We start from the raw sequence: 13,054 nt of genomic DNA on the forward strand, positions 1-13,054 counted from the left end.
GGAATGGAGGAAAAATTGCCCCCATTCCCGATCCGATACGACTTACTCCGCCGCCACTTCGCCGAACAGGCCGGGCTCAGAACCATCGTCCACCAGCGGCTCGTCGTTCGCGCGCACCTTCTTGCGCGAGTCGAAGTTGGCCCACACGGTGTTCCAGTCGCCGCGGGTGGCGCCCTTCGAATATTCCGTCGAACGGGTCTCGAAGAAGTTGGCGTGCTCGACGCCGTTGAGCAGCGGCTGCAACCAGGGCAGCGGGTGATCCTCGATCAGGTAGATCGGCTTCATGCCCAGCTGGCCAAGGCGCCAATCGGCGATGTAGCGGATGTACTTCTTGATATCCTTGGGCGTCATGCCCGGCACCGGGCCCAGCTCGAACGCCAGGTCGATGAAGTTGTCCTCGAGACGGATCGTGGTCTGGCACTGATCGGCGATATCGTCCTTCACCGCCTTGGTGAGGCAGCCACGCTCTTCGCAGAAGGCGTGGAATAGCTTGATGATGCCTTCGCAGTGCAGCGATTCGTCACGCACCGACCACGAGACGATCTGGCCCATGCCCTTCATCTTGTTGAAGCGCGGGAAGTTCATCAGCATCGCGAAGCTGGCGAACAGCTGCACGCCCTCGGTGAAGCCGCCGAACATCGCCAGTGTGCGGGCGATGTCCTCGTCGTTGTCGACGCCGAATTTCTGCAGGTAGTCGTGCTTGTCCTTGAGTTCCGAGTACTCAAGGAACGCGCCGTACTCGCTCTCGGGCATGCCGATGGTGTCGAGCAGGTGCGAATAGGCCGCGATGTGCACCGTCTCCATGTTGGAGAAGGCGGTGAGCATCATCTTGATCTCGGTCGGCTTGAAGACGCGCGCGTACTTCTCATGGTAGCAGTCCTGCACTTCCACGTCGGCCTGCGTGAAGAAGCGGAAGATCTGGGTGAGCAGGTTGCGCTCATGATCCGAGATGTTCTGCACCCAGTCGCGGCAGTCCTCGCCCAGAGGCACTTCCTCGGGCAGCCAGTGGACCTGCTGCTGGATCTTCCAGTAGTCGTAAGCCCAGGGATATTCGAAGGGCTTGTAGGTCTTGCGGGCTTCGAGAAGGGACATGGGCGGCTCCGGTGGATCGTCTGAAATTGCGTTCGCCCACAACGCTTTCACGCTTGGGCGGAAAGGCCAGAGATAGGCAAGATCGCGCGCAAATCGAGTGCGTGAATCATCTTCCCACAGGAATATGTGGGGGCAAGGAAAAAGTGCAGCCCCAAGGGGTTGTGGGTGTGATTAATTTCGCCGCCCTCGCATGAATCCCCGGATTGTGCCGGTCAGAGGACTTCGGCGACGCCTTTCAGGCTCTCTCGCGGCTTGTCGATCGCCTGCGCTTTCAGCTGATGCACGCGCGGGATCGAAACTTGCAAGACCTCGGCGATCTCGGCGAGGTTCAGTTCCTCCACGAAGTAGAGCTGCACGATCAGCTTGAGCCGGTCCGGCAGGTCGGTGATCGCCGCGATGACCGCGCCGCGCATCTCGGCGTCGACCAGCATCGCGAAGCTGTCAGGCGTTTCCGTCGCGAAAGTCATCCACTGGTCGGAATAGACCTCATCGATCGGCTCGAAACGCATCGGGCGGGCAGCATCCTGCAGCGAGACCAACTCACCCTCGCCCATGCCCATCGCCTGCGCCAGTTCGTCAGGCCGGGGATCGCGGCCGAGCCAGCCCCGAAGCTGCGTCTCCTTGTGCGCCAGCATGCGGCGGCGCTCGGACGTGCCGCGCGTGCCCTGCACGTTGCGGCGCACAAGATCGACCATCGCCCCCCGCACCCGCATCTTGGCATAGGCGGCGAAGCCGTCCTCGGTCGGCAGATCGTGTTTCTGCGCGCATTCGGTGAGCGCGACGAGGCCGACCTCCACCAGATCCTCCAGTTCGATCCCCGGACGCCCGGTGCCGTGAACGTGCCAAGCCGGCCACTTGACCATCGGCAGGAAGCGGCGGACCACGAAGCCCTCTCGCGCACTTGGGACGACCTGTTCGCCACGATGGACGCGATGGTCTTTTTCGCCATGCCAGGCGCGATCCAGGTTTCGGGCGACACCGCCGAGGGCCGCTGCCACGTACGCGAGATCGCCCGGATCGAGGGCAAGGTGATGAAATTCGCCGCCCGCTACTTCGACGACCTCGTCCGCCACGACGGCCGCTGGCGCTTCGCCCGGCGCACATACGCGATGAACATCGCCGAATAGCCCCCTCTTGCGGCGGAGCAGGCGCGCGATTAGGAAGGCCGCGCCGAAGCGTTCACCTTGAGCATTTCGGCGAAAGATCGCGCCGGTGCCCCGCAAGGGGCTTAAAAGGGAACGCGGTGAGGATGTTCTCATCCGAATCCGGGGCTGTCCCTGCAACTGTAAGTGGCGAGCGCGATGCATAGGCCGGTGCCCCGAAGGTGGTCGCCGGCAGCCACTGGGCCGGACGCTGCGACATGCGAGGCCACGGGAAGGCCATGCATCAAGCGATGACCCGCGAGCCAGGAGACCTGCCTGCGTCCGGTCGCTCTTGCCTTGGTCCAGGGGATGGCCGCGGCACGGTAACTTCCGTCTGAGCGACGCAACGTGCGGCGGGGGCCGCATCGGCGCGAGGGACGCCGGGCGCTGCCGCGTCCGTCCGGGGCCTCCCGTGCCGACCGCGCCGAGTGCGCGGCACGCCCCCGTCAGGTCGCTGACGCGAAGACGGATCAGAACGCCGATGTCGCCCGCGAAAACCTCTCTCAAGAGCCGGATAACCGTGCTCTTTTTTCTGCTCGTCGCCGCCAACCTGGTCGTCTGGGGCTGGGCGTTCAGCCTGTTCCACGCCAGCCCGGTGATGCTGGGCACCGCCCTCCTCGCCTGGAGCCTCGGCCTGCGCCACGCGGTGGACGCCGACCACATCGCCGCCATCGACAACGTCACTCGCAAGTTGATGCAGGAAGGCCAGCGCCCGATCACCGTGGGCCTTTGGTTTGCGCTCGGCCATTCCGCCATCGTCCTGATCGCCGCGACCACCATCGCGCTGGCAGCAGGCACTCTCGATGATTTCGAGGCATTCGGCCGTTCGGGCGGGGTGATCGCGACGATCATTTCCGCCTGCTTCCTGTTCCTGATCGCGATCATGAATCTCGCGATCCTGCGCGGGGTCTGGCAACGCTTCGTCGAGGTGCGGCGCGGCGGGACCTATGCCGAGGAAGACCTCGACATGCTGCTCGCCGGACGCGGGCTGATCGCGCGAATCCTGCGCCCCGTGTTCCGGCTGGTGCGCCATGCCTGGCACATGGCGCCGCTCGGCTTCCTGTTCGGCCTCGGTTTCGACACCGCCACCGAAGTCGCCATCCTCGGCCTCTCGGGCGCGCATGCGGCGGACGGCGTTTCGCTGGGGTCGGTGCTGGTGTTCCCGGTGCTGTTCGCGGCGGGCATGGCCCTGCTCGACACCGCCGACGGCGTCATCATGCTGGGGGCCTACGAATGGGCCTTCGTCAAGCCGATCCGCAAGCTCTACTACAACATCGTCATCACCGCGATCTCGGCCATGGTGGCGCTGGTGATCGGCTCGATCCAGACCGCCGCGCTGCTGTCGGACAAATTCGGGCTGGAGGGCGGCGTGTGGTCCGGGGCGGCCTCGCTTTCGGAGCAGTTCAACACGCTGGGCTTCCTGATCGTCGGCCTGTTCGTGGTGTGCTGGTTGCTGAGCTGGGCCGTGTACCGCTGGGGCGGTCTGGACACGGTGGAAGTGGGGGCGGCGGCCAGCCCACCCCGCTGCGACTAGGGCGTAAACGAGCAAGTCTCGCCCCCCTCCCGCTTGCGGGAGGGCAATCCCTTTCTGCTCCCCTCCCGCTTGCGGGAGGGGCTGGGGGTGGGTCTTTTACCACGCAAGAAAGCCCGGCGGTCATGGGGAACCACCGGGCTTTCCGAACCTTCCGGGATAGGAAGGTTCTATATTTCAGTCCGTTATCAGCGCAGCAGCGAGAGGACGTTCTGCTGGCTCTGGTTGGCCTGTGCGAGCATCGCGGTGGATGCCTGGCTGAGGATCTGCGCCTTGGCCATCGCGGTGGTTTCGGCCGAGTAGTCGGCGTCCTCGATACGGCTGCGGGCGTCGGACAAGTTGGTGGTGGTGTTGGTCAGGTTGTTGATCGCCGATTCGAGGCGGTTCTGGCCGGCACCCAGCGAGGCGCGGGTGGCGTTGACGTCCGACAGCGCGGCATCGACGTTGGTAAGCGTGGTCGCCGCCTTCGTGGCGTCGGTCACGTCGAGGGCGGTCGCCGAAACCTTGGTGCCGTCGATCGCCTTGGAGGTCAGCCCGACCTGCTGGCCGCCCTGCGAACCGGTCTGGATGTTGAAGGTGAGGTCGGCGCCGGCGGTGGTCGAGATCAGCGTGTTGCCGTTGAACTTGGCCTGCGTGAAGCTGTCGTTGATCTGCGTGGTCAGCGCCGAGACTTCCTGCTGCATCGCCGCGCGGTCCGAGGTCTGGTAAGTGCCCGAGGCCGACTGGATCGCCAGTTCGCGCACGCGCTGCAGCATGTTGCCGACTTCCGACAGCGTGCCTTCGGCGGTCTGGGCCAGCGAGATGCCGTCGTTGGCGTTGCGGATGCCTTGGCTCATGCCGCGGATCTGCGAGGTCATCGAGGTCGAGATGGCGAGGCCCGCCGCGTCGTCCTTGGCCGAGTTGATGCGCTTGCCGGTCGACAGGCGCTCCATTGCGGTACCAAGGGCCTTGTTGGCCGAATTCGATGCGTTCGAGGCGCGGATCGCGCTGATGTTGGTGTTGATGACTAACATTGTGCGTGTTCCCGTGAAGTGTCCCGTTGGTCCCGGCGGGTGGGTTTCCAGCGCCGCCAGCCCCTAAACCGGCAGGGGGCGAGGAAGTTTAAGTACGGGGTTCAACAAGCGCTTGCGATTCGACTCGTCGTCCCGGACTTGATCCGGGACCGCTGGCCGTGAACCGCCCACATCGCCGCGCGCGGCCTGCGATTGCCCCAAGAAACCCCAGCGGTCCCGGATAAAGTCCGGGACGACGGCCCATTTAGATCGTCCTTCTGACGGTAATTATTAAGCACATCTCCCCCCCTAAATTACCGCTCTCTTTGCCGTCCGCTCCTCATAAGCACCTTCAGAACACGGTTAATTCTAGAAGGAGCGCGATATGACCGGATTGCCGGGCATCCACGACAAGCTCCGCCTACACGGCCCGGTGATGCAGCGCGCGAGCGCCATTGCCGCCTCTCTTTTCGACACCGCTGCAATCGATTTTCGCGATGCGGCCGATCACACACCCGGGAAACCGCGCCGCCGCCGCGTCAGCCTTTCGCGTGGGAACATGCCGGGGATAGTGCGCGAAGGCGCGAGCCACACCTCCGTCACTTACGCCGCCCCCGTCAACGAGACGTCGCTGGCGATGATCCTCGCCGCCATGGCCGGCCCAGAAGACCCGATCGCCGCCAATCCGGAGATCCACGACCAGGCGGGCGCGATCGACGATCTGATCGAAAGCATGGCCAGCCACGGCGAATGGTTTCCGAACATCGCTTTCTTCGAGGAGTCCGGCGCGCAGCGCATCGTCCAGGCCATCCTCGATGGCGCGATCGACTACATCGCCTGACCCGGCGGGAACGCGAAGTGCTGGGCAGCGTCGCCAGCGGCCTGTCCAACCGCCTGATAGGAGAAAGACTCTCGATCAGCCCGCGAACGGTTGAAACCCACCGCGCCAACATGCTCAACAAGCTGGGCGCCAATCACACGTCCGACGCGAGCCGCATCGCGATCGAGGCATCCCTCGTGAACTGACGCCAATCCGGCAATATCCCTAGGCGTGCGTGAACGAGCCGTTAGCCACGATCGCGGTACATCAAAGCTGTCGGCGCCACCCGTTGCCAAGGCGCCGACGCCTGATCCGCAGTCGCCTGATCTCCGGACGACGATGCGGGCCCGGTCGTATTCCCCTCCCGACCGGGCCTGTCGCGGGATCGTTTGGGGCCGGCGGTGTCAGTGCAGTCGGATGGAGGCCGAGGCCAGCGGAACATCTGCGGCATGAGCGCCGCGTTCACCCTTCGCCAGCACCGCCGCGACATGGCCCGCCAGCATAGCGAGCGCGAGCGTCGAACCTTCCGCGATAGCTTCCTCGGAGCCGCCCGGAGGCACCACGGTCGCAAGACAAGTATCGTGACCGCCCCGCGAAAGCATGAACGGCATGTCCGGACCGATGATCTCCAGCACGGCGCTCATCCCCGCGCCGCAGTCCAGCATGGCGTTGATGCGTACGCGGTCGAGCGGTACGGCTCCGTCGACGCCACTGCCGCTCAGCAGGTGTAGCGCTTCGTGAATACGGTCGATCTCCTCGCAGGCGGCACTGCCCGCGCAATCGTGGAGGAAGTCACGCAGACGGCGCGCATGAACGCGATCGCTGCCGACACTGTTCGAAGTACTTGCCATTGCCTTATCGTTGTCTTTCGCGTCCGAAGGGTGCGCCACAGTCCCCAGACCTGGCCCAGCGTCAATACGCAGTTCCCTGTAGCCCGGATTCGCTGTCCCGCCTTGTTACATCTTATAGAGGCTAGGTGAAACACCCGTGTATTCACGGCTGCGCAGACCCCTTGCGGAAATTTCCTTAGGCAAACCGCCGCTAGGGACGGGTTGTCGCGGCAATTTTATCCGCGAACCGGGCCGGTTCGGCGGGGCCCAGATCGTGTCCGGTATCGACGCCCCGCACCCGTCCTTGCGAGCGTTGGGGCAGTAACTCCATGTCGCGTCCCGATATTGTCCAGGTGCAGATCACATGACTTTCTGAAATCGTGCGCATGACGGCTGCCCGGGTGAGCATCCGCATCTGCGCGAAGCATGGGCGCGGGCACGTGGTCGGCCGGTCACCGGACTGTGGTACCGGCACAGAATCCATCACTCCGAAAAATGCCGCCATGCCGGGCATCGGCGCCATCGCGAATCGCACTCCATCGACCTCGTGCAGCCTTTGCCGCGCTCTATCGGCAGTCTCGCAGGCTTGCTCGCAAAGTGATTCGCCCCCGCGCGCGCAGGCCGCGGCCGGTGACGATCATACTGCCCTTCTCTCGACTATGAGCCATGCAGGATCGTATCAGCAAACCAATGTCAAACGCCGGCAGTGTTCCCGCGCGCAGCGAACCAAGGCACCATGCGCTCGATCGCATCCTCGATCTCCAGCGTGGAGACGGCGAAGCTGAGGCGGATGAAACGGTTGCCATCGACCGGGTCGAAGTCGATGCCCGGCGCGGTGGCGACGCCGGTGTCGGCAAGGAGCTGGCGGCAGAAGGCGAAGCTGTCGTTGGTCAGGTGGCCGATGTCGGCCCAGATGTAGAACGCCCCGTCCGGCGGCGCGATGCGCTGCAGGCCGAGACGGGGGAGCGCGGCCAGCAGCAGTTCGCGATTGCGCGCGTAATTGGCGTGGTGCCCCTCCAGTTCCTCGGTGCAGTCGAAGGCGACCAGCCCCGCGTGCTGCGCCAGCACCGGCGGGGTCAGGAACAGGTTGGCGATCCGTGCGCGCGCAGCCTCGATCAGACGCGAAGGAACCACCAGCCAGCCCAGCCGCCAGCCGGCCATCGAGAACCACTTGGAAAAGCTGTTCACCACCAGTGCCTCGGGCACGTGCTGGAGCAGGGAGTCGGCCGTCATGCCGTACGTCAGGCCGTGATAGATCTCGTCGGAGATCACAGTGATGCCCTTGCGCGCGCAGACCTGCGCGATGGCCGCAAGTTCCTCCGGCGCGATGACGGTGCCGGTGGGGTTGGCCGGACTGGCAAGGATCAGCCCCTCGGGCACCGGATCGAGCGCGTCGAGGGCGGCGGCGGTGACCTGGTAGCGCTCGGCCGGGCCGCAGGGCAGCTCGACCGGCTCGATATAGAGCGTGCGCATGGCATTGCGGTAAGCGACGTATCCCGGCCGGGCCAGCGCCACTCGCGCACCGGGGCGGAAGCAGCAGGACAGCGCCAGCACGAAGGCAGGCGAGGCACCGCAGGTCAGGAATACCTGCTCGGGCGTGACCACTACGCCATAAGCCTCGGCGTAGTGCCGCGCGATCCGTTCGCGCAGCGCCGGGCTCTCCCAGTAGCCACCGGCCTCGGCATCGAGCACCGTATGGGCCGCGGCAATGGCCGCGGCCGGAGCGCCCGTGGAGGGCTGGCCGTATTCCATGTGGATCACGTCGCGCCCCTCGGCGGCGAGTTCGTAGGCAAGACGGCCGATGGTCGTGGCGTGGAAGGGTTCGACGTGCGCGATCATGCACGCCTGCTACGCGCCGTGCAGGCGTCATGCAATGCGCGTCAGGCCGCGAAGATGGTGTAGATGCGCGCGGCGAAGAGCCAGCAGCCGTCCAGCCGCACGAAGCTGTCGTGATATTCGCCGGTCACCTGCTTGTTGGTGCCGGTGATCGGCGCCACCATCATGGCGTTGGCCCGCGCGGTGTCTCCGGCGACCTCGACCATCAGATTATGGATCAGCGGCACGGGATGCGGCCGGCCCTTCCCTTCGAGGAGGAAGGCGGCCAGCGCCTCGGGTGTCTCGAACCGCTGGCGCACGGCATATTCGGTGCGATCGGGCGCGCCGGATCGGACTTCGAAGGTCCCGGTCGGGGCGAAAAGAGCGGGGATGCTCTCATAGGCTTCGCGCCGCACGGCCCGCGCGTAGCCGTGGACGAGGTCGGCGATGGCGATCTGCGCCTCGATCCGGGCGAACCGTTCCTCGGTCATGCAGCGGCGCCCTGCACTGCGTCGCGGCGTTCGCAGGCCGCGCGGATCGCCGTGAAACGCGGTTCCACGCTGCGCCAGACGCGGGCATGGGTGACGATGCACGGTTCGTCGGCCTCGATGCCCGCCAGCACCATCATGGCGATATGTTCGGCCGTCACGCCGGAGGGCGGCATGGCGCCCGCATACTGGCGGATTTCGCCTCCGACCTTGCGGGTGTTCTCGGCCAGGTTCGTGGCAACATAACCCGGACAAAGCAGCGACACACCCACGCCATGAGGAGCCATCTCCTGCCTCAACGCCTCCGTGAGCGCAGTTACCCCGAACTTGGCGACCGCATAGGCCCCGACGCCCGGCACGCTCGCGGTGAGACCGGCCTGCGAGGAGGTATTGACCACGTGCCCCTTGCACCTTGCCCGCATATCGGCGGCGAAGGTGAAGACGCCGTTGGCAATGCCGGTGAGGTTGATCGCCACGATGCGGTCGAAGCTGGCCGGGTCCATGTCCGCGAATTCGCGGCCGTTGGGAGCGATGCCGGCGTTGTTGACCAGCACATCGACCGGGCCGAAGACACCTTCCGCCTCGGCCTTCGCGCGCGCCCAGCCCTCACGGTCGCGGGTGTCGAGGACGACGCCGCGAACGGCCCCACCGCGATCGGCCAGCACTGCGGCGAGGTGCTCGGCATCGATGTCGGCGATCGTCACCTTGAGCCCCTTGCGGGCCATCGCATCGACGATACCCAGGCCGATGCCGCTTGCGCCGCCGGTGACGAACGCGTGGCCTGCTTCGCTCAAATCCATGGGTTTTGCCTCTCCTCAGCGCGGCCTTGCCGCCTTGTGGGAATTTTGAAGAAGCGGACACTATCTTGCAATCGCCAAGGCCGCCGGTCATCACCGCCGGGACGATGAGAACAGGGAGAGGCGTCGCCATGACGCATATCGGCAGGCGCTACGGGCGGCTCATCCAGATGAGCTACGCCACGCGCGACATGGACGCGGCGATCATGCACGCCGAGACGCAACTGGGCATCACCGGCCTGCGCCGCAGCGAATCCGAGATCGAGGTCCTCTCCTACGGCGAAACGCGCAGGCTGGGCGTGAAGTCAGCGATCGCCAATATCGGCGGCCCCGGCGGCCTGCGCCAGTTCGAGATCATCGAGCCGATCTCGGGCGTCACCGAAATCTACACGGACGCGGCGGACTTGTCGGCGCAGGTCCTCGCCTTCCACCACATCGGGATCGCGGTGCCGGGGCCTTACGCTGAATGGCAGGCCCTGCTGCAGGACGTGCGCGCCAGCGGGGAGGCGCTTGCCTTGCGGTTCCCGGCCAAGCCGTCCGACGAAGCAAAGCTGTGCTTCTGCTACGTCGATACGCGCAGGAGGATCGGCCATTTCACCGAGTATCTGTGGGCCGATCCCTCGCTGACGGGCATACCGGTGGCGCCCTGGCTTTAGGGCGGCGCCCAGCTACCCGTCGCTGTTGGCGCTGACGATCCCGGGCCGCTCCGCCCCCATGCCGGAAAATCCGATCGAATAGCCGCCGTCCACCGGCAGGATCACCCCGGTGATGTAGGCCGCCTCGTCGCTGGCGAGGAACAGCGCGGCCAATGCGATATCCTCTGCGCGGCCCCAGCGCCCCATCGGTATCCCGGCGAGCGTCGGAAAACCCTCTGGCGGCGCATCATGCGTCTTCGATGCCTCGACCAGCCCCGTCCACATCGTCCCCGGCGCCACGGCGTTCACGCGGATGTTGCTGTCCGAATAGTCCAATGCCGCGACCTTGGTGAGCTGGTGCACGCCCGCCTTGGCGGAACTGTAGACGCTGTGGTGCTTCCACCCGATCACCGCCGAAGCCGAACTGGTGTTGACGATCGCTCCGCCGCCGGTCTTCAGCATGGACTCGATGCCGTACTTCATGCCGAGGAACACGCCCCGGATGTTGGTGGCGTGCACCTTGTCCCACAGCTCGGTCGTCTGGGTGTGGAGCGGCGCCATCCCGCCGCCGAAACCGGCGTTGTTGCACAGTACGTCGAGCCTGCCGAAGCTCTCCTCGGCCCTTGCGATCATCGTCTTGACTTGCGCCTCGCTGGAGACGTCGCAATGGATCGATACGACCTCGCCGCCGAGATCGGCAGCCACTTCGTCCTCCTTGCCCGAGATGTCGGCGAGCAGCAGCTTCGCCCCTTCCGTATGGAACAGCCGCGCCATCGCGCGCCCCATCCCGGACCCGGCGCCGGTAATGATGCAGATCTTGTCCTGAAGCCTTCCGGCCATCTTCCCTCTCCCTTCAGGCCGACGTGTCGATCGTCGGCCGGATCGTTATTTCCGAGATGTTCGTGCGACGCGGCATCGCCACGATGAAGACGATGGCCTCGCCGATGTCCCTCGGCTTCACCGCGCCTTCCTTGGCGACGTGCGCCTGGATCGCGGCGCGCCAGTTTGGATCGGAGATGTTGTCGCCCACCTCGGTCTCGGTCGCGCCGGGCATCAGCGTGGTGACGCGCACGTTGCGGCCGCCCAGTTCCTGCCGCATCGCATCGGTCATGAAGTTCACCGCGTGCTTGCTGGCGGAATAAGCGCTCGTCATCGGACCGCCCTTACGGCCCGCGAGCGATGAAATGGTGATGATGTCACCGCCACCCTGTTCCAGCATGTGGGGCACGGCGGCAGTGCAGGTGTAGACGGTCCCCATCAGATTGATGTCGATGACCCGGCGGTAGATCGCGGTATCGCAATTCTCGATTCCCCCGGCTTCCATGATCCCGGCCGAGTTGATCAGGATGTCGATTCGGCCCAGCTTCTCGACGGTTTCGGCCACCGCGCGGCGGGCATCGTCCTCCACCGTCATGTCGCCCGGGATGGCCAGCGCCGTACCGCCGTCCGCCTCGATCCTAGCGACGAGGCCGGAGAGCCGCTCAGCCCGCCGGGCCGACATGGCGACGGCGGCACCTGCCTCTGCCAGGCAAAGCGCCGCCGCTTCGCCGATGCCAGACGATGCCCCGGTCACGAGCGCGACTTTTCCTGCAAGGAGCTTGGTCATCGGCGGCATTCTCCCATTCGTTTCGTATGCATTCGCTGAAGCCCGCCGGGCGTACAGTCAACGAAAAATGCTGAACACCTGTTATAATCGCTCAGGCGGCCCCGTAATGATGTATCCGATCACGCGATCACCAGAACCGAACGATGGATGAACCGCACGAGGTCCGCCTGCCCCCGCGCGCCGGTCTTGGCGTAGATCCGCTTGGAATAGGTGCGCGCCGATTCCACCGTCAGCCCCAGCTCCGGCGCGGCCTCGCTGATCGACATGCCTCGGCTCAAGGCCAGCGCCAGCCGCGCCTCGCTGGGCGCAAGATCGAAAAGCTGGGCTAGCTGCTCGCAGCGATCGGCGGACGACCAGTTGTCGGCATGCAGGTAGCACACGATCGCCGGCGCAGCCTGTGTCGTCCCCATCCGCTGGCCCGAAGGCACCAGCAGCAGGTCGAGCCACGGCTCACGCGACAGCACGATCGCACGCGGCCGCGCCTGTGGATCGATCGCCAGTTCTCGCACCGCAGCAAGCAGTTGGCGGCGCAGCGCCGTGTCGCGGGCGGTTAGCCTGCCGTCCTTCGCCCGCGCGATGCGATCGCCCGCCTGCAACATGCGGGAACCCTGCGCATCTGCGTCGAGTACGCGCCCTTCGCCGTCGAGCGTGAGCCAGCCGAAGTTCAGACGCCGCACGGCCTCGCGCGCGACGGCAGCGGTCATACGCTCCCGCTCCAGCGCCACGAAACTGCCTAACGCTACGCGCATGTATGGCACCAGCGCTTCGAGCAGGCCGTCGACTTGCCGGCCGAAATCGCCCTCGCGCCGGGTGACGGTGATCCAGCCGCTCGTGCCCGACTTCTCGGCAAAGCGGATCATCCGCATATGGTTCATGCCCGATGGCACCAGCAATTGCGTCAGATAGGCGTCGTGGGCGGGCTCGCCGAAATGCAGCAGCTGGTCTAGCCGATACGTGCGCCCTTCCGTCATCTCATGATAGGGCATCGGATCGCGCAAGTAGAGGTTCTCGCGATAGTGCCGCGACACCCGCGGCGGCGACGGCGCCCCCGAATAGAGGTGGATCACGCGGGCCTCGGGCGTACCAAGCGGCAGCGGGCGGAACACCAGGCTGGCGTAGTCACCCGCAACCGCAGCGCGCAAAGCGTCGAGGAAACCGCGCCATGGCGGATCTTCGACCAGACCCTCGATCAGGGGGGCGATCAACGGGACGATCAGACTTTCGACAGACACGCTCTCACAGGACATCGCCTCATCCCCAAATGGGAATTTGCTTCGGCCGGCGCCTAGCCCACCCATGGCCCCCG

The 13,054-nt window shown here is 65.5% G+C and carries 15 protein-coding genes and 1 riboswitch; of the genes, 5 read left to right on the plus strand and 10 right to left on the minus strand.

Annotated features, from left to right (window positions below; genetic code table 11):
• Positions 1-42: 42 nt before the first annotated feature.
• Positions 43-1,092, minus strand: coding sequence for a ribonucleotide-diphosphate reductase subunit beta (locus HWN72_RS13645; RefSeq protein ID WP_008833133.1), 1,050 nt, complete (start codon positions 1,090-1,092; stop codon positions 43-45).
• A 212-nt stretch (positions 1,093-1,304) separates the two neighbouring features.
• Complete coding sequence (locus HWN72_RS13650) at positions 1,305-1,976, minus strand: sigma-70 family RNA polymerase sigma factor (RefSeq protein ID WP_008833134.1); 672 nt, start codon at positions 1,974-1,976, stop codon at positions 1,305-1,307.
• Positions 1,977-2,015: 39 nt separating this feature from the next.
• Here HWN72_RS13650 and HWN72_RS13655 point away from each other — a divergent pair, with 39 nt between their 5' ends.
• Positions 2,016-2,219 (plus strand): nuclear transport factor 2 family protein, encoded by a 204-nt coding sequence (locus HWN72_RS13655; protein ID WP_008833135.1) that lies wholly within the window; start codon positions 2,016-2,018, stop codon positions 2,217-2,219.
• Positions 2,220-2,285: 66 nt separating this feature from the next.
• Positions 2,286-2,529, plus strand: a riboswitch (cobalamin riboswitch).
• 186 nt (positions 2,530-2,715) lie between these two features.
• Positions 2,716-3,768, plus strand: a complete 1,053-nt coding sequence (locus HWN72_RS13660) for a HoxN/HupN/NixA family nickel/cobalt transporter (protein ID WP_069708220.1) — start codon at positions 2,716-2,718, stop codon at positions 3,766-3,768.
• 185 nt (positions 3,769-3,953) lie between these two features.
• On the opposite strand, the gene HWN72_RS13665 is transcribed toward HWN72_RS13660, so the two are convergent.
• Positions 3,954-4,778, minus strand: coding sequence for a flagellin (locus HWN72_RS13665; protein ID WP_069708221.1), 825 nt, complete (start codon positions 4,776-4,778; stop codon positions 3,954-3,956).
• Between the two features lie 364 nt (positions 4,779-5,142).
• Between HWN72_RS13665 and HWN72_RS31085 the strand changes: the two genes are divergently transcribed.
• Both HWN72_RS31085 and HWN72_RS31090 read left to right on the plus strand, forming a co-directional pair.
• A complete protein-coding gene (locus HWN72_RS31085) occupies positions 5,143-5,598 on the plus strand; it encodes a hypothetical protein (RefSeq protein WP_008831313.1) in 456 nt (151 codons plus the stop codon).
• Positions 5,599-5,615: 17 nt separating this feature from the next.
• On the plus strand, positions 5,616-5,783 hold the full coding sequence (locus tag HWN72_RS31090) for a LuxR C-terminal-related transcriptional regulator (protein WP_008831314.1): 168 nt from the start codon (positions 5,616-5,618) through the stop codon (positions 5,781-5,783).
• A gap of 198 nt (positions 5,784-5,981) precedes the next feature.
• Here HWN72_RS31090 and HWN72_RS13675 read toward each other — a convergent pair whose 3' ends face one another.
• The 4 genes from HWN72_RS13675 to HWN72_RS13690 all read right to left on the minus strand — a co-directional run bounded on the left by HWN72_RS13675 (position 5,982) and on the right by HWN72_RS13690 (position 9,510).
• The gene (locus HWN72_RS13675; RefSeq protein ID WP_036526477.1) at positions 5,982-6,428 is read right to left on the minus strand and encodes a hypothetical protein; all 447 of its coding nucleotides are present in this window, start codon (positions 6,426-6,428) and stop codon (positions 5,982-5,984) included.
• 672 nt (positions 6,429-7,100) lie between these two features.
• Positions 7,101-8,246, minus strand: coding sequence for an aminotransferase class I/II-fold pyridoxal phosphate-dependent enzyme (locus HWN72_RS13680; RefSeq protein ID WP_036526408.1), 1,146 nt, complete (start codon positions 8,244-8,246; stop codon positions 7,101-7,103).
• Positions 8,247-8,287: 41 nt separating this feature from the next.
• A complete protein-coding gene (locus HWN72_RS13685) occupies positions 8,288-8,713 on the minus strand; it encodes a nuclear transport factor 2 family protein (RefSeq protein ID WP_008831317.1) in 426 nt (141 codons plus the stop codon).
• Positions 8,710-9,510 carry an SDR family oxidoreductase gene (locus HWN72_RS13690; RefSeq protein ID WP_008831318.1) on the minus strand — a complete coding sequence of 267 codons (801 nt, stop codon included), beginning with the start codon at positions 9,508-9,510 and terminating at the stop codon, positions 8,710-8,712. Before HWN72_RS13690 ends, HWN72_RS13685 begins: the two co-directional genes overlap by 4 nt.
• Positions 9,511-9,638: 128 nt before the next feature.
• On the opposite strand from HWN72_RS13690, the gene HWN72_RS13695 reads away from it, so the two are divergent.
• The gene (locus HWN72_RS13695; protein WP_008831319.1) at positions 9,639-10,163 is read left to right on the plus strand and encodes a hypothetical protein; all 525 of its coding nucleotides are present in this window, start codon (positions 9,639-9,641) and stop codon (positions 10,161-10,163) included.
• A 12-nt stretch (positions 10,164-10,175) separates the two neighbouring features.
• Here the strand turns inward: HWN72_RS13695 and HWN72_RS13700 are convergent, their stop codons facing one another.
• The 3 genes from HWN72_RS13700 to HWN72_RS13710 all read right to left on the minus strand — a co-directional run bounded on the left by HWN72_RS13700 (position 10,176) and on the right by HWN72_RS13710 (position 12,980).
• Positions 10,176-10,982: an SDR family NAD(P)-dependent oxidoreductase gene (locus HWN72_RS13700; protein WP_008831320.1), complete on the minus strand. Its 807-nt coding sequence runs from the start codon at positions 10,980-10,982 to the stop codon at positions 10,176-10,178.
• A 13-nt stretch (positions 10,983-10,995) separates the two neighbouring features.
• Positions 10,996-11,748 carry an SDR family oxidoreductase gene (locus tag HWN72_RS13705; RefSeq protein ID WP_051211533.1) on the minus strand — a complete coding sequence of 251 codons (753 nt, stop codon included), beginning with the start codon at positions 11,746-11,748 and terminating at the stop codon, positions 10,996-10,998.
• Between the two features lie 119 nt (positions 11,749-11,867).
• Positions 11,868-12,980 (minus strand): hypothetical protein, encoded by a 1,113-nt coding sequence (locus tag HWN72_RS13710; RefSeq protein ID WP_051586874.1) that lies wholly within the window; start codon positions 12,978-12,980, stop codon positions 11,868-11,870.
• Positions 12,981-13,054: the final 74 nt, after the last annotated feature.

It is taken from the genome of Novosphingobium sp. HR1a (genome assembly GCF_015594425.1).
Taxonomy (GTDB): Bacteria; Pseudomonadota; Alphaproteobacteria; order Sphingomonadales; family Sphingomonadaceae; genus Novosphingobium; species Novosphingobium resinovorum_A.